Annotated in this window: 15 protein-coding genes and 1 pseudogene; 9 read left to right on the top strand and 7 right to left on the bottom strand. The window is 48.2% G+C overall.

The features are described 5' to 3' along the window. Window positions 1–297 precede the first annotated feature (297 nt). The 5 genes from lolC to cobB all read left to right on the top strand — a co-directional run bounded on the left by lolC (window position 298) and on the right by cobB (window position 5,256). The gene (lolC, locus tag IX31_RS05220; protein WP_034456121.1) at window positions 298–1,497 is read left to right on the top strand and encodes a lipoprotein-releasing ABC transporter permease subunit LolC; all 1,200 of its coding nucleotides are present in this window, start codon (window positions 298–300) and stop codon (window positions 1,495–1,497) included. Beyond that, the gene (gene lolD, locus IX31_RS05215) at window positions 1,490–2,194 is read left to right on the top strand and encodes a lipoprotein-releasing ABC transporter ATP-binding protein LolD (protein ID WP_034456120.1); all 705 of its coding nucleotides are present in this window, start codon (window positions 1,490–1,492) and stop codon (window positions 2,192–2,194) included. Before lolC ends, lolD begins: the two co-directional genes overlap by 8 nt. Further along, complete coding sequence (lolE, locus tag IX31_RS05210) at window positions 2,194–3,438, top strand: lipoprotein-releasing ABC transporter permease subunit LolE (protein ID WP_034456117.1); 1,245 nt, start codon at window positions 2,194–2,196, stop codon at window positions 3,436–3,438. Before lolD ends, lolE begins: the two co-directional genes overlap by 1 nt. Before the next feature lie 81 nt (window positions 3,439–3,519). Beyond that, complete coding sequence (nagK, locus tag IX31_RS05205) at window positions 3,520–4,431, top strand: N-acetylglucosamine kinase (protein WP_034456116.1); 912 nt, start codon at window positions 3,520–3,522, stop codon at window positions 4,429–4,431. A 3-nt stretch (window positions 4,432–4,434) separates the two neighbouring features. Further along, window positions 4,435–5,256 carry a Sir2 family NAD+-dependent deacetylase gene (gene cobB / locus IX31_RS05200; RefSeq protein WP_034456114.1) on the top strand — a complete coding sequence of 274 codons (822 nt, stop codon included), beginning with the start codon at window positions 4,435–4,437 and terminating at the stop codon, window positions 5,254–5,256. 45 nt (window positions 5,257–5,301) lie between these two features. Here the strand turns inward: cobB and IX31_RS05195 are convergent, their stop codons facing one another. The 5 genes from IX31_RS05195 to potA all read right to left on the bottom strand — a co-directional run bounded on the left by IX31_RS05195 (window position 5,302) and on the right by potA (window position 9,766). Continuing rightward, entirely contained in the window at window positions 5,302–5,814 is a 513-nt protein-coding gene (locus tag IX31_RS05195; protein WP_034456113.1) for a methyltransferase, read from the bottom strand. Window positions 5,815–5,964: 150 nt separating this feature from the next. Then, a complete protein-coding gene (gene potD / locus IX31_RS05190; protein WP_034456111.1) occupies window positions 5,965–7,011 on the bottom strand; it encodes a spermidine/putrescine ABC transporter substrate-binding protein PotD in 1,047 nt (348 codons plus the stop codon). A 1-nt stretch (window position 7,012) separates the two neighbouring features. Further along, window positions 7,013–7,792, bottom strand: a complete 780-nt coding sequence (gene potC, locus IX31_RS05185; protein WP_034456110.1) for a spermidine/putrescine ABC transporter permease PotC — start codon at window positions 7,790–7,792, stop codon at window positions 7,013–7,015. Next, window positions 7,789–8,646 carry a spermidine/putrescine ABC transporter permease PotB gene (gene potB / locus IX31_RS05180; RefSeq protein ID WP_034456109.1) on the bottom strand — a complete coding sequence of 286 codons (858 nt, stop codon included), beginning with the start codon at window positions 8,644–8,646 and terminating at the stop codon, window positions 7,789–7,791. The genes potC and potB overlap by 4 nt, the downstream gene beginning before the upstream one ends. Beyond that, window positions 8,630–9,766 carry a spermidine/putrescine ABC transporter ATP-binding protein PotA gene (gene potA / locus IX31_RS05175; protein WP_034457169.1) on the bottom strand — a complete coding sequence of 379 codons (1,137 nt, stop codon included), beginning with the start codon at window positions 9,764–9,766 and terminating at the stop codon, window positions 8,630–8,632. The genes potB and potA overlap by 17 nt, the downstream gene beginning before the upstream one ends. A gap of 290 nt (window positions 9,767–10,056) precedes the next feature. On the opposite strand from potA, the gene pepT reads away from it, so the two are divergent. Next, a complete protein-coding gene (gene pepT / locus IX31_RS05170; protein WP_034456108.1) occupies window positions 10,057–11,283 on the top strand; it encodes a peptidase T in 1,227 nt (408 codons plus the stop codon). Window positions 11,284–11,365: 82 nt separating this feature from the next. Further along, window positions 11,366–11,902: a phospholipase D family nuclease gene (locus IX31_RS05165; RefSeq protein WP_034456107.1), complete on the top strand. Its 537-nt coding sequence runs from the start codon at window positions 11,366–11,368 to the stop codon at window positions 11,900–11,902. A gap of 171 nt (window positions 11,903–12,073) precedes the next feature. Here the strand turns inward: IX31_RS05165 and IX31_RS05160 are convergent, their stop codons facing one another. Together IX31_RS05160 and IX31_RS05155 are read right to left on the bottom strand one after the other, a co-directional pair. Next, complete coding sequence (locus IX31_RS05160) at window positions 12,074–12,553, bottom strand: SRPBCC family protein (protein WP_034456106.1); 480 nt, start codon at window positions 12,551–12,553, stop codon at window positions 12,074–12,076. A 15-nt stretch (window positions 12,554–12,568) separates the two neighbouring features. Continuing rightward, complete coding sequence (locus IX31_RS05155) at window positions 12,569–13,246, bottom strand: DUF1571 domain-containing protein (protein WP_081908625.1); 678 nt, start codon at window positions 13,244–13,246, stop codon at window positions 12,569–12,571. 517 nt (window positions 13,247–13,763) lie between these two features. Between IX31_RS05155 and IX31_RS23575 the strand changes: the two are divergent. Together IX31_RS23575 and IX31_RS05145 are read left to right on the top strand one after the other, a co-directional pair. After that, window positions 13,764–14,033 (top strand): annotated as a pseudogene (locus tag IX31_RS23575) (hypothetical protein); the annotation flags it as partial. Window positions 14,034–14,464: 431 nt separating this feature from the next. Beyond that, window positions 14,465–16,594, top strand: coding sequence for a TonB-dependent siderophore receptor (locus IX31_RS05145; RefSeq protein WP_051880557.1), 2,130 nt, complete (start codon window positions 14,465–14,467; stop codon window positions 16,592–16,594). Window positions 16,595–16,625 lie beyond the last annotated feature (31 nt).

The following is a 16,625-nucleotide window of genomic DNA, read 5'->3' as shown; positions in this document are numbered from 1 at the left end:
CGGGCTTAATCTTCTGTTGGCCTGTATTTGCTATCAGGGTGGAAGATTGTCAGGCATTTTTTTACCTGATTTGTCTGTTTTTGTAAGAATTAGGTGTAATTCAGAAATTCCGCATGATTAATTAATAACCGAATTGATGCGGCTTTACAGCGAAAACAAGATGTTATGAGTTTGATTTAATTGGTATTTCACATGTTCTGAAATATCAAAAAAACGTTACGTTTCATTTACTTGATACGATATCGCTTATATACTTCTCGCCAACTTTGCATCCGCAACTGCCACAAGACGGAATACATGTATCAACCTGTCGCGTTATTTATAGGCCTGCGCTACATGCGTGGGCGAGCAGCTGACCGCTTCGGTCGCTTCGTCTCCTGGCTGTCGACTATTGGCATTACGCTTGGCGTAATGGCACTGGTCACGGTGCTTTCCGTGATGAACGGCTTTGAACGTGAACTGCAAAACAACATTCTTGGCTTGATGCCACAAGCTGTAATCACCTCAACCAGTGGTTCTATTAACCCTGAAACACTTCCTGCAAAAGAGTTAAAACTCGAAGGTGTTACGCGCATTGCACCGATTACTACGGGTGATGTAGTGCTGCAGAGTGCGCGCAGCGTTGCTGTGGGTGTCATGCTCGGGGTTAATCCGGAAGAAAAAGATCCGCTTTCGCCGTTCCTGGTCAACGTAAAGCAAACAGACCTGGTCGCAGGGCAGTACAACATTATTCTTGGTGAACAACTTGCCGGGCAATTGGGTATTAAGCGTGGTGACAGCATCCGTGTAATGGTGCCTTCCGCCAGCCAGTTTACGCCTATGGGCCGTTTACCCAGCCAGCGTTTGTTTAATGTGATTGGTACCTTCGCGGCTAATAGCGAAGTCGACGGTTATCAAATGCTGGTAAACCAGCAAGATGCATCACGCCTGATGCGTTACCCGTTAGGCAATATTACCGGCTGGCGCTTGTGGCTGGCTGAACCACTGAAGGTGGATGTCCTGAGCCAACAAACCTTGCCTAAGGGTACAGAGTGGAAAGACTGGCGCGAGCGTAAAGGTGAGCTGTTCCAGGCTGTGCGCATGGAAAAAAATATGATGGGGCTGCTATTGAGCCTGATTGTGGCCGTTGCCGCCTTTAACATTATTACGTCGCTCGGTTTGCTGGTGATGGAAAAGCAAGGTGAAGTTGCCATTCTTCAGACCCAGGGGCTCACGCGTCGCCAAATCATGGCAGTGTTTATGGTGCAGGGGGCGAGCGCGGGTGTTATCGGCGCTCTGCTGGGGGCGTTGCTTGGTGTGCTGCTTGCGAGCCAGTTGAACAATTTAATGCCGATTATTGGCGCATTGCTCGATGGTGCTGCGTTGCCGGTCGCTATCGACCCTGTACAAGTTATTGTGATTGCGATTATTGCTATGGCTGTCGCTTTGTTATCCACGCTTTATCCATCGTGGCGTGCCGCCGCGACACTTCCCGCTGAGGCTTTACGTTATGAGTAATTCTGTCCTGTTGCAGTGTGACAAGCTGTGCAAACGCTATCAGGAAGGCAAAGTGCAAACGGACGTGTTGCATGATGTCAGCTTCAGCATCAACACCGGTGAGTTAATGGCGATAGTCGGCAGCTCTGGTTCTGGTAAAAGTACTTTGCTGCACCTGTTGGGCGGCCTGGATACGCCAACCTCAGGCGATGTCATTTTTAATGGCAAAGCAATGAGTGCAATGTCCTCTTCCGCGAAAGCGGAACTGCGCAACCGGGAGCTGGGATTTATTTATCAGTTCCACCATTTGCTGCCTGATTTTACCGCGATGGAAAACGTCGCCATGCCGCTGCTAATCGGCAAAAAGAATACCGATGAAACAAAGCAACGTGCGCTGGACATGCTTAAAGCGGTAGGGCTTGCTCACCGCAGCAATCACCGTCCGTCAGAGTTGTCCGGTGGCGAACGCCAGCGTGTGGCGATTGCTCGTGCACTGGTGAATAACCCGCGTCTGGTATTGGCTGATGAACCGACTGGTAACCTCGATGCACGTAATGCAGATAGCATTTTCGAACTGCTGGGCGAGCTGAATGTGCGTCAGGGAACGGCGTTTTTGGTGGTCACTCACGACCTTAAACTGGCGAAACGCATGTCTCGTCAGTTAGAAATGCAAGATGGTCGGCTGACTCATGAGCTGACTTTGATGGGAGCCGATTAATGGCTTCGCCACTGTCACTGCTGATTGGTTTACGTTTTAGCCGCGGGCGTCGTCGCAGCGGCATGGTGTCTCTCATCTCCATTATCTCCACGTTAGGTATCGCATTGGGTGTCGCGGTACTGATTGTGGGGCTGAGTGCAATGAACGGTTTTGAGCGTGAGCTGAATAATCGCGTGCTTGCCGTTGTGCCACATGGTGAAATCGAGCCTGTTAATCAGCCATTCCACGGCTGGAAAGATGTATTGCAACGCGTCGAGAAGGTTAAAGGTATCGTTGCTGCCGCGCCGTATATCAACTTCACTGGCCTTGTGGAAAGCGGTGCTAACCTGCGCGCCATCGTGGTAAAAGGCGTCGATCCGGAACAGGAAACGCATCTGAGCGCGTTGCCAGAGTATGTGCAGAACAATGGCTGGAAGGATTTTAAAGCGGGTCAGCAGCAAATCATCATTGGTAAAGGTGTTGCCGATGCGCTGAAGGTGAAGCAGGGCGATTGGGTATCCATCATGATTCCGAACAGTGATGGCGGTACTAAACTTCTGCAACCGAAACGTGTTCGCCTGCATGTCACTGGAATCCTTGCTCTTAGTGGTCAACTTGACCACAGCCTGGCAATGGTGCCAATGGCTGATGCGCAGAGCTATCTGGATATGGGCGACAGCGTCACCGGTATCGCTATCAAGGTCAATGACGTTTTCAATGCCAATAAGCTTGTGCGTGATGCGGGCGAAGTGACTAATGCTTACGTTTATATCAAAAGCTGGATTGGCACTTACGGCTATATGTATCGCGATATTCAAATGATTCGCGCCATCATGTATCTGGCGATGGTGCTGGTTATCGGCGTGGCCTGTTTTAACATCGTTTCCACGCTGGTGATGGCGGTTAAAGACAAGAGCAGCGACATTGCTGTATTGCGTACCCTTGGGGCAAAAGATGGTCTGATTCGCGCCATTTTCGTCTGGTACGGCCTGCTTGCCGGGTTATTTGGTAGTGTAAGTGGTGTGATTGTTGGGGTGCTGGCCTCCTGGCAATTGACCAATATTATCCGCGTGATTGAAAAATTAATCGGCCACCAGTTCTTGTCAGGCGATATCTACTTCATTGATTTCTTGCCATCTGAACTGCATTGGCTGGATGTATTTTATGTACTGATCACAGCATTGCTACTGAGTTTACTTGCCAGTTGGTATCCGGCGCGCCGAGCCAGTAATATCGATCCGGCGCGAGTATTAAGCGGACAATAAATTCTTCACCAAAATATATACCCTAAGTAATTCAAGCCGCAGGTGTGTTGGCTTGAATTATGACGGGTATAGGGAGAAACGATGTATTACGGATTTGATATTGGTGGCAGCAAAATGGCTCTTGGGGTCTACGACAGGGAACGTCGTCTGCAATGGGAAAAACGTGTTCCCACCCCGCATGACAGTTATGAGAACTTTTTAGCGGCTATCGCTTCCATGGTACAGGAAGCCGATAGCCGTTTTGGTATTAAAGGCTCGGTGGGTATTGGTATCCCCGGAATGCCCGTCACAGATGACGGCACGTTATATGCGGCGAATGTTCCCGCAGCCAGCGGAAAACCAGTACAGGCCGATCTGAGCGCAATGCTCGGGCGTGAAGTGCGCATGGACAACGATGCGAACTGTTTTGCGCTCTCTGAGGCCTGGGATGATGAATTTCGTGATTACCCGGTGGTTATGGGGCTGATTCTTGGCACGGGTGTTGGCGGTGGCATCATCGTCAACGGTAAATCCATTACCGGGCGCAATTATATTACCGGTGAGTTTGGTCATACCCGCCTGCCGGTTGATGCACTGAATGTGCTGGGCCGTGATATTCCCCTCACGCGCTGCGGCTGCGGGCAACATGGCTGTATTGAAAACTATCTTTCTGGCCGTGGATTTGCGTGGGTTTATCAGCACTTCTACTCTGAACCACTGGACTCTAAAGAAATTGTAGCTCGCTACCGCGCAGGGGATAACAAGGCCGTAGCCCATGTCGATCGCTTTGTTGAACTGCTGGCCTGCTGTCTTGGCAGCCTTTTAACGGCAATTGATGCGCATCTGGTCGTGATCGGCGGTGGGTTGTCTAACTTTACTGAGATGTACCAGCAACTGCCTGAGCGTCTACCTAAGTATCTTCTGCCTGTGGCAAAAGTACCGCGTATTGAACCTGCGCGACATGGTGATGCTGGTGGTATGCGTGGTGCGGCATTCCTCCATCTCACGGAGTAAATTATGCTATCGCGTCGTCAACATCGGCTAAGCCGGTTTCGCAAAACCAAGCGTCTGCTCCGTCAGCGTTTACGTCAACGTGCTTTTTTCAGAGATATACCTGGACCCGAAGCGATGGAAAAACCCAGAGTTGTGGTTCTGACTGGCGCGGGAATTTCCGCAGAGTCAGGTATTCGAACTTTCCGCGCCACTGATGGTTTGTGGGAAGAGCACAGGGTTGAAGATGTTGCGACGCCTGAAGGCTTCGCACGCGATCCCCAATTGGTTCAGGCGTTTTATAACGCTCGCCGCCAGCAACTTCAGCAGTCGGAAATTAAACCGAATGCTGCCCATCTGGCACTGGCTCGTCTGGAAGAAGAACTGGGGGATCACTTCCTGTTGGTGACGCAGAATATTGATAACCTCCATGAACGAGCCGGAAATAAAAACATCATCCATATGCACGGTGAACTGTTGAAAGTTCGCTGTGCGCACAGTGGGCAAGTGCTGGAGTGGAAAGGGGATATTACCCGCGAAGACCGCTGCCATTGCTGCCAGATTTCTGCACCGCTGCGCCCACATGTGGTGTGGTTTGGTGAAATGCCACTGGGTATGGATGAGATTTATCAGGCTATTGCTACAGCCGATTACTTTATTGCTATCGGCACATCAGGCCACGTTTACCCCGCTGCCGGGTTTGTACACGAAGCCCGTTTGCAAGGTGCGCATACGGTTGAGCTGAATCTTGAACCAAGCCAGGTAGGCAGCGAGTTCGAGGAAAAATTCTACGGCTTAGCCAGCGAAGTAGTGCCAGAGTATGTCGAGCGCTTGCTTAAAGGGCTATAACAAATAGCGGGTAGCGGATGTTGCCCGCCTATTAATATCAATAAATCACACCCTCGCCGCGACAAATAACTTCTCTTCTCGCAAAGCCACGATAATCAAAAATAGCGAAATATACGTGCAGCAAAGTAATGCCAATGCACTGATATACCAGGGCAATCGGGTCACATACACTGCGCTGCAAGAGAGGATCACCATAATGATTCCAGCGTACATCGGGTGCGCTATCCACGAAAAGATCCCGCTGTGTATTCGCGGTGCATGGGGAAGGTAATATCCCGTCCAGGTATGATGTGTTCCTAAATCGATTTTTCCTTTAACCACCAGAACGGTTCCTGCAATGGCTATCAGCAAACAAACCCAATCCAGCGGCGTAACGCGTTGCACAAGGAAAAGGCTCCACGCGAAGGCGATTATGGGTAGCAAATAAGTGAGCCGTAAGAGTTGTATTGCTCTGATATCAATCAGTGGTTTAGCCTCGGGCTTCTCTTTCTTCGCAAGAATAAAGGCGGTGAAAATGCCAAGGTTGAGCAGTTGGACCAGTATAAAGAATGTATTCATCACGATTTTCACTCATTCTGTAACGAGCGGGGGGAGCGGGATGACGGCAACAGTCAGGGGTTTATTCAAGCGTAGAAAAAGAGGGAGGCTATGCCATAAGGCGAAAGGATGAATTAAAAAGGCGGGACTACAGCCCCGCCGGGTAAAAAATTAACGGCCTGCTTTCAGCTTCTGATAGTAATTCTCATAAATCGTGCTGGCATCACCAACATCGTTTTGCCACTCACCATTTTTTAGCACCGCTTCATCCGGGTAGAGCGTTTTATCACCGGACACTTCTTTAGGCAGCAATTTGCGTGCTTCAAGATTTGGCGTTGGGTAGCCGATGGTTTCAGCCACCTGTTTTGCCACGTCCGGGCGCAGCAGGAAGTTAATCAGTTTTAGCGCACCATCGACGTTTTTAGCATTCGCCGGAATAGAAAGGTTATCCATCCAGAAAATCCCGCCTTCTTTTGGCCAGACAATTTCCAACGGCGTACCCGCCTGGCGGGCAACGAAAGCAGAACCATTCCACACCATGCCGAGATTCACTTCGCCTTCCATATACGGGTTAGCTGGGTTATCAGAGTTGAATGCCGCCACGTTTGGCATTAGCTTTTGTAGCTCGTGGTATGCCGCTTCAATCTCTTTAGGATCGGTGGTGTTGCCGGAGTAGCCGAGTTTGCGCAGCGCGACCTGGAACACTTCACGCGCATCATCAGTCAGCAACAGGCTTTGCTTATATTCTGGTTTCCACAAATCAGCCCAGCTAGTGATGGTTTTCGGGTCAATTGAATCACTGTTTACGCCAATTGCCGTCGCACCCCAGATATAGGGAATTGAATAATCGTTATTCGGGTCAAACGGCTTGTTGAGCATCTCCGGGTCGAGATTTTTGAAGTTGCTCAGTTTGCTTTTATCGATCTTTTGGATCATGCCTTCTTTGCGCATTTTCGCGACAAAGTAGGTCGATGGCACCACTAAATCGTAAGCGCCATCTTTATAGGTTTTCAGCTTGGCGTACATGGTTTCATTCGACTCATAAGTCGAATAAATCACCTTAATACCGGTTTCTTTGGTGAACTGCTCAAGCAGGCCTGGTGGCACATACTCGGTCCAGTTATAGAAATAGAGTGTCTTGCTATCATCGGCATGTGCAGCGCCCATACCCAGTGCCAGAACGCTCGCAGCGAGCAGGTGGCGTGACCATTTAGTCATATTAATGTCCCCTGGTTTTATCACGAAGAATAAGCTGACTGGCAACCACCAGGACCAGCGAGAGTACTAATAAAATGGTGGCAAGTGCGTTCACCTCGGGTGAAACACCAACCTTTACCATTGAGTAAATCTTCAATGGTAAAATTTCATAACTTGGTCCGGTGACGAAAGATGAAACCACCACATCGTCCATCGAGAGAGTAAAACTGAGCAACCAGCCTGCGGCAACGGCAGGCATCGCCAGTGGCAAAAGGATTTTGCGTAAAATTGTGAGCTCGCTGGCGCCCAGATCTTTCGCCGCTTCCAGCATTCGCACATCGAACCCTTTGAGGCGGGAATAGACCGTGACCACCACAAAAGGCAGGCAGAAGGTGATGTGTGAAAACAACAGCGACCAGAAGCCAAGCGACACACCCAGCAGCATAAATAGCACCAGCAGCGAAATCGCCATCACAATATCGGGTGACATCATCACCACAAATAACATACCACTGACAAATGGCTTGCCGCGAAAACGATAGCGATACAGCGCCACAGCGGTCAACGAACCGATTAGTGTTGCTGCGGTAGCGGAAAAAATTGCCATTGTCAGAGAGTGTTGTGCTGCCTGCAATAAGCTGTCGTTGTTCATCAGCAGGCTATACCACTTGCCGGTAAAGCCTTGCCAGTTAATACCGAAACGCGAACTGTTAAACGAGTTCACGATCAAAATGATGATTGGGATGTACAGATAAGCATAGATGGCGGTCATAAAGCCGCCGCGAAGCAGGCGACCCATCATTCTAATTCCACCTTTTTGTTCAGCAATCTGGAAGCACGCCAGTAGATCAGCAGCATCAGACCCATCACCAGTGTCAGTGTAATGCTGGTGGCAGCGCCAAACGGCCAATCGCGAATATTCAGGAACTGGCTCTTGATTACGTTACCAATCAGTAGGTTTTTCGCGCCACCCATCAGGTCGGAAACGTAAAACAGCCCCATCGCAGGCAGCATGACCAACAGGCAACCGGCAATAATTCCCGGCATAGTGAGCGGGATAATAATCCGGATAAAGGTCTGAAGTTTGCTGGCACCCAAATCACGAGCCGCTTCCAGCAGCGGTTTGTCGAGCTTTTCGATGCTGGAGTAGAGCGGCATCACCATAAATGGCAGCAGGATATAAACCAGACCAAGGATAACCGCGCTTTCGGTGTACATGATTCGAATCGGGGTATCAATCACGCCTAGCCACAGCAAAAACGTATTCATATAGCCTTTGGTGCTGAGGAAAATTTTCAGCCCATAAATACGAATCAGTGAGTTAGTCCAGAAGGGAACGATCAGCAAAAACAGCAGCAGCGGTCGCACGCGTTCTGGTAGGCGAGCAAGAAACCAGGCAAACGGATAGCCCAGTACCAGGCAGGCGAGGGTGGCTATCACCGCCATATTCAGTGAGTGCAGCAGCACTTGCGCATACAGCGGGTCGGCAAGACGAGTGTAGTTATCTAACGTGAAAACCATGCTGACGAAATTAACATCATCACGCGTCAGGAAACTTGTCCCGATGATCATCAGATTGGGCAAGAACACAAACAGCAGCAACCAACCGACGATGGTGGCGATCACCAGATTCTGGAACTTACGTGAGCTCTTCATCTGCCAGCACTACCTCCCAGCTTTCAACCCAATTCACAGCCATTTTTTGATCAAGTGTATGGTCAAAATCAGGATCGTCTTCATTGAAGAATTCGCTGACCATCACCATTTTGCCGTTTTCCAACTCGACGTTAGATTCCAGCGTCATGCCTTTATAGTTTCGTTCACGCACATAGCCAATCAAACCGTCGGCAACGTGGGTATCGTTGATCTCTTCAACACGAAGATCTTCCGGGCGCAGCAGCACTTTTAATCGTTGGCCAGCGGTAACTGGCATGGTTACGTAAATATGGCATTCGCGGCCTTCAACGTTCGCCAGCACCCGCTGCTCGTCAACTCGCTCAATGACGATGGCATCGAATATGTTGATCTCACCAATAAAACTCGCCACAAACAGGTTTTTCGGCTCTTCATAAATTTCACGCGGCGTGCCGTCTTGCTCAATGTGACCATCGCGCATCACCACAATCCTGTCAGACATGGTTAATGCTTCTTCCTGGTCGTGAGTCACGAACACAAAGGTGATACCAAGTTTACGCTGCAGCGCTTTTAATTCGTTCTGCATCTGCTTGCGCAATTTGTAATCGAGCGCGGAAAGCGACTCATCAAGAAGTAACAGACGGGGTTTGTTGACCACCGCACGCGCAATCGCCACGCGTTGTTGCTGGCCGCCTGAAAGCTGATGCGGTAAACGCTGGGCAAATTCCTCAAGCTGCACCATTTTCAACGCGTCATTCACGCGTGGGGGGATTTCGGCGGCTGGTGTTTTCTGCATTCTTAAACCGAACGCAACGTTTTCAAAAACGGTCATATGAGGAAACAGAGCGTAGCTCTGGAAGACGGTGTTGACGTGGCGATGCTCAGCCGGAACCCGCGTAATGTCCAGGTCCTCAAGAGAGATAGTCCCTGAATCAACGCTTTCCAGACCGGCAATTAAGCGTAGCACAGTCGTTTTGCCACAGCCGGAGGGGCCAAGAAGTGTCAGAAATTCACCATCATTAATGGTGAGAGATAAATCAGAAATAACGGTTTTGCCATCAAAGCTCTTTCTTACTCCCACCAGTTCTACCAGCGGAGAGAGCGAACATTGCTGTTTATTCAATTTTTTACGCTGTCCCATATAAGACGCATCAAATTGCGGGCTGATGCGGGGTTTGTGATTAACCACCTTGCGGTTTCTGCACGTTAAAGTAAGGGCAGGCATTCTACGGCAAAGCATTGAAATCGCCAATCCTTGATGCTTTCCTGGGGATTGATTCTGAAGATGCTTAAGCAGCAAACACCAAATCCTCTCGCATTGCATTACATTCGTGACTATTTTCAACACTACCAGGCTAAAAGTGACCTAACGCAATATTTGCATTTGCGGCTTACTGATAATGAAGTCACAAAAATTGAGGGTAGCGCGATATGGATAAATTACTTGAACGTTTCTTACATTATGTCTCCCTGGATACACAGTCCAAATCCGGCGTAAAACAAGTTCCCAGCACTGAAGGTCAGTGGAAGTTGTTGCGGTTACTAAAAGACCAAATGGAAGAGATGGGTTTGGTTAATGTGACTATTGCTGAGCATGGCACAGTCATGGGAACACTTCCGTCTACCGTCGATAAAAAAGTTCCGGCTATTGGTTTTATCTCTCATGTGGATACCGCACCTGATTTTTCGGGCAAAAATGTGAATCCGCAGATTGTTGAAAATTATCGCGGTGGCGATATCGCGCTGGGCATTGGCGATGAAGTGTTATCACCAGTGATGTTCCCGGTTTTGCACCAATTGCTTGGGCAAACGCTGATCACTACAGACGGCAAAACGCTGCTCGGTGCGGATGACAAAGCCGGAATTGCAGAAATCATGACGGCGTTAGAAGTTCTGAAAGAGAAGAAGATCCCGCATGGCGACATCCGCGTTGCGTTCACGCCGGATGAAGAAGTGGGCAAAGGCGCGAAGTACTTTGACGTCGAAGCATTTGATGCGCGCTGGGCCTATACCGTTGATGGCGGTGGTGTTGGTGAACTGGAGTGTGAAAACTTCAACGCTGCGTCGGTCACTATCAAAATCGTGGGTAACAACGTTCACCCTGGTTCCGCAAAAGGGGTAATGGTGAATGCGCTCTCAATTGCCGTCCGCATTCACGCTGAAGTGCCTGCTGACGAAAGCCCGGAATGTACCGAAGGCTACGAAGGTTTTTACCATCTGCATGGCATCAAGGGCTCGGTCGACAAAGCGGAAATGCACTACATCATCCGCGATTTTGACCGCGGGCAATTTGAAGCCCGTAAACGCAAAATGATGGATATCGCAAAGAAAGTGGGCAAAGGGCTGCACCCGGATTGCTATATCGAACTGGTGATCGACGACAGCTATTACAACATGCGCGAGAAAGTCGCGGAGCATCCTTACATTGTGGAAGTCGCCCAGCAGGCGATGCGTGATTGCGATATTGAGCCGATCATGAAGCCGATTCGCGGCGGTACAGACGGGGCACAGCTGTCGTTCAAAGGCTTACCATGCCCGAACCTGTTCACTGGCGGCTATAACTACCACGGCAAACATGAGTTTGTGACGCTGGAGGGGATGGAAAAAGCGGTGGCGGTGATTGTGCGGATTGCTGAGCTGACGGCAAAGCAGGCTTGAGAGAATAGCGCGCACCCTATTTCATCAAATTAAAAACAGAGGGGCGGAAAGCCCCTTTTGTGGCTTTTCCAGAGATTTTCTTATGCTTAAATTGTTATGTGGGTTGCTAGTTTGCGTATCTGGCGCAACTTTTGCTGCACCCTCTGTAGAAGTAGGATTCTCATCCGGCAAAGACGGTCATTCAGCGCAAACAATGGTGCTACACCTGATTAATGGGGCTCATAAATCGATTGAAATGATGGCCTATGAATTTAAAGCATCAGATATTGCCGCAGCACTTGATAAAGCGGCTGAGCGAGGCGTGAAAGTTTCGGTCGTCATCGATCATCGCGCGAATAAAGCCAACAAACTCTCACTTGCCGCTGTCACGGATGCAACAAGCCACGGCGTCGCCATTCGCGTGGATAGCCATTACCACATTCAGCATGACAAGGTGATGATTGTTGATGGACGAACCCTCGAAACAGGCTCATTTAACTACACACCGACCGCTGAGAAGGCCAATAGCGAAAACATTCTGGTTCTCAGGCATGTACCGCGAGTGATCAAACTTTATCAGGAACACTTCAAAACACGATGGGAGTACGGTGTGCCATACCAAAAAGGCGACCTTGCATAAACAGATAACCGAAATTGAACCGGGAATAGCCATCTCCTTTTTTGGAGCAGATTGGCGGGATGCTTTTTTATTTTTTGCTTCCTGAATCGCCATGGCTTCAGTAGGCAACTTTCGTTCCTCGCTCATAGCAGTCCTGTTATCTCATCAGTTTGCCCAGTGCTGTGAGTTCAACTAATGGATGCAACACACTTCGACATGTGTACCCAATTTACGGGCTAAGCCTTTTGCTCCCTCGCGCATCACCATATCGTGGTTCCAACGGAAAATGGGGGCAGCCAGTGGAGCCATGTAGTTCATCCATCGTGTATTAGTCCGGATATTCCAGTCATATCTAACAATAGTATCCACGCCATTGTCATAAATAGACCACACACCCCGGCCTTCAACCGCTCCACTGACTGCACCTTCCAAAAGGCAAAAGGGCAAAATTTTCAATACATGAATATCGAAGGTTATTCGATAGGGGAGCACACCTTTCCAGGTATAACGATGCAAGGCGCCAATGCCCTGAATATCACCTTTCTTTAACTCAATAATCTGCTCCAGACTTCTCCACCATTGGGGCCACTGATCCGGATGGCATAAAATATCCCATACCTCCGATATTGAAGCCTCGACCCGCCAGATGGTGGAAAATGTATAGTCAGCCATAGTGCAGGGCTCCCATTAAGGCGCGAAAAAAGCGGGAGGGAAAGGGACATTGAAAACCATTGCATCCATGAAGACAGTTTCCAATAATTTTCCATGTGGTGCGTAACTGACCACTTTGATGGGGAATCTATTTTGTTTATCTAACCAAATTTCATATTGATGAACATTATCGACAGTTTTTCCTTCGGGGCCGACCACTGATAAATGTAATGTCGATTTACCCGCTACGATCTCTTCACCCAGATAATCTGTTGTACCCCCATGTTGCAGGCTACGAATATTATTCAGCAAAACACCTAAGTCTGATTGATCAACCCTATGGCCATTACCATCTTGTATCAACGAGTCTGTTGGCGAGAGCGTCAAAACAGGGAAAGTACCTACGCCGAATGGCCACAACTTAACTTTGCCATCGACGGGGTTATAGATGAGGACGGCACCTGAATGGGGTCTGGTAAAATCCATCCGTACATAGCCAGGTTTGCGATAGCTACAGCGGATGATTTTTGTTTCATCCTGAGGTGACACGGAACGCACCATAACCTGGTAAGACTGGATTTGTTCAAAATGTTGCAGAGAGAGTGGAATGGGATCGGTCATTGTTGAACCCTGCGAAAAAACAGAGGCCACAGCGGTCTTGTCTGCCGCCCAGACTGTGCCGTTAATGCTAAAGATAAGTAATGTTGTCAGCATTACTGCAATAGAGACTGAGTCGCTAATGTTCGTCTCCCGTATTGAAATGTTAGGTAAGCAACTTATCCCTGTGTTCTGAATTTTTTATTCATCAAAGACTTCAAAATGACGATGGTCGGAAGCTTATCAAAACCGATTTTCGTCCAGGGATCGCCAGATATCATTATTAGTATGTCGGATAATATCTGAATATGTAGGGTTAAACGGATGCTTACAAATGATTCTCGGTCATTAGCTTTGCTCCGGGGTTTTTACAGCACCATGATGCTGCATTGTCGGTACTTTTATCATGGAACGTCGTATCTAAAGTGAATCACCACAACTAAGCCAGACACCTACGAACCTTTGTCGCGATAGCTTTATTGGGATGTAACTTCTGCTTCACGTCCTCAAACATTCGACAAGCCTTTTATGGCCTAAATAAGGATAAGTGTCGTGCTTCGATTGCCAGTAAATATTTCGCCTCCCTCATAACACCAACCAATGATTACCCACGCACGATGTATCTGCCTTACAAGAAAATACATTACCGACAATTGCTGATTAGGATATTCAGCAGGATGTCATAATAAAAATGTTAATGTTCCTTCGACAATTGCCACAAAAATTACGACGTACTCAATCTGAAAGTGTGGGTATTTTATTTGGCTTACACCATTTTACTCTGCTGGAAAATGCAACAACCGAACTTTGCTACGGTTGAAGGGGGTAATTCTGGCGAACCGATTTTGGCCTTGAGGATGTGCCAGATGTTAGAGCGTGTTGCGCGACATTACGACCGGGTAGCATTTACATACAGAGTTGTTGGCCGGAACGCATAGCGTTAAATGTTAGCTTCACATCATGAAACAAGTGAGCAAACATAACCACCAGGATATGAAGAGTATATATAATGTTATATTCAGGTCAGTTGTGTTAAAAATAATAATTGAATTAAGTTAAATTTTTATGGCCAGAATTAATTTTACGGAAACTAATCACAAAGCGTTATATTGACCAGTATATAGCGATTGATGTACTGTATATCTATAGCATTTTAACCCATTGTGGTGAACGCAGATTTCAATGATGTAAAAATAATCTTTCTGTTTCAGATAATAACAATCGTGAAACAGATGAATAATACTACCAACCATATTAACGGAATAAATTTTATATTTAATTCCGCATTTTTGTTCGTTCTGAATTTGGTGTTTTAATAAAGTAATTGAGGATGTTATGCCACGTTTATATTTCGGTCTTCGGCCGATAACGGTGATTGTGTTTACTGCGCTGGCTGTGTCAGCACGGGCTGAAACCAACAAAGCACCAGAGCTTAGCGAAGTTGTTGTTAAAGACGATAGCTTATTAACGAACGCGCCTGAAGGGGCTGCCGAACGTGGCTACAGTGTGGATAATGTGCAAAACGTAGGGTTATGGGGTACTCGCAAGCTTGCTGATATACCTTATTCTATGACTTCTACCCCGGCGCAATTGATTCAAAATGCACAGGTCCGCGATACTGACCAGCTGTTTAAAATGAACCCGTTAACGCAACCTGCCGTTCCTCTTTCGACGATGGATGCTACCGATCCGATTATCCGTGGCTTCACGGCATCCACCTTCATTGATGGTAATCAAATTTTAGGTAACTCAAGAACGTCACTGGAAGACAAAGAGCGCGTAGATATTATCAGCGGTGCGCAATCCTTCCTCAATGACTCCGCTTCTATTGGCGGCTCAGTTAATTACATTTACAAGCGTCCTACCAAACAACGCCTGAACGAACTCACCTTAGGAAACTACGGTGGCCAACAGTATTACCAGCATATCGACCTGGGTGGGCCGATTGATGATGAAGGGCGTTTTGGTTATCGATTAAATGCTGTTAATCAGAACGGTGAAACCAGCATTCAGGATCAGAAGCTGAAACATCAGCTCTTTACCCTGGCACTTGATTGGCATGTCACGGATAACCTGTTATTGCAGCCAATCTATTCCTACCGCAAGCGCCATATGGATAACCCATCGTCCTGGTGGAATAGCATTCCAGACTTCTACGACTTTATTCCAGACCCTCATAAAGCCTATGGCGAAAAGTATTCGTATTTCAATACCGTGATGAAAACCTACGGCACAAAAGCCAGTTGGGATGCAACAGATTGGCTCTCCTTCGAAGGCGAATATCTGCGCAACGAAAGTACCTATGAGGGCGATCGCACCATCAATTACCATAACGCGGATGGTAGCTGGAATCAGTATTATTATAACTATTATCCAGCACCACAGCGGCAGGACATCGGGCACCTTTATGCACACCTGAGTTTTGCAACCGCCTGGCTTCAGCACAAGGTCGTCATGGGTTATAACGCATCTCGCATGGTCGGACATCAAAATGCGCGTTTCGGAATTAGCTTGCTTAATGGCTTGACCGACGAACACCCAAATGCCCCGCAACCCGATACGTTCAAAATGGGGCAATGGAATGTTCCTAATCACACTTTCCGTAGCGCTATTAGCGAACGTAATTCTTACAAACTCGGCGATGAAATTGCGTTTAACGATCAATGGTCCGTCATCGTCGGCGGCAGTTATTCGCAATTGTCTTCACGCCAGTACATTAAGACGGGTGAAGAAACTAAAAATTATAATAAAAGCAAGCTGACGCCAACTTACTCCCTGATTTATAAACCGCTGCCATTCGTTACAACCTATGCGACTTATATTGAGGGGCTGGAAGAAGGGGCAATTGTCACTGGTGACTTTAAAAACGCCGGTGACATATTGCCACCGACAGTCAGTAAACAATATGAGTTGGGAACCAAGATTGATCTCGACCCATTACTGTTAACCGCTGCACTTTTCAGGTTGGATAAAGCTAACCAGTTCTCTGATAACGGCAAACCACTGCCAACGATGCTACAAGATGGCCGCCAAATTCATCAGGGGCTGGAACTCACTGCGACCGGGAAGGTTACGGATAACCTGACAATCGTAGGCGGTGCCACTTTCGCTGATGAACACGTAGAAAAAACAGATGACCCTTCTGTGAAGGGCAAGCGTCCGACGGATGCTGCCGAACGAATGTATAAGCTGTATACCGAATATAGCCTGCCATTCTACCCGCAAGTCGCGCTAACCGGCGGCGTTTACTACGTCGGTGATAGCTACGCTGATGCGCAAAACAAGAAGAAGATCCCTGCTTATGCGACGGGTGATGTTGGAGCGCGTTACACCACGAAGTTTGGTAATTACCCGACGACTTTCCGTCTGATCGTGACAAACGTAACCGACAAAGCTTATTGGGCAACGCAAAATTCCGTCGGCATGCCGCGCACTGTGGCGTTTTCTGGAACGGTTGATTTCTGATAATTCAGCCCCGGCTACGGTCGGGGCCTGC

The sequence above is a fragment of the Buttiauxella noackiae genome (assembly GCF_000737905.1).
GTDB lineage: Bacteria > Pseudomonadota > Gammaproteobacteria > Enterobacterales > Enterobacteriaceae > Buttiauxella > Buttiauxella noackiae.
The sequence above is the reverse complement of the archived record's forward strand: the minus strand, read 5'-3'. Positions and strand labels throughout refer to the sequence as shown.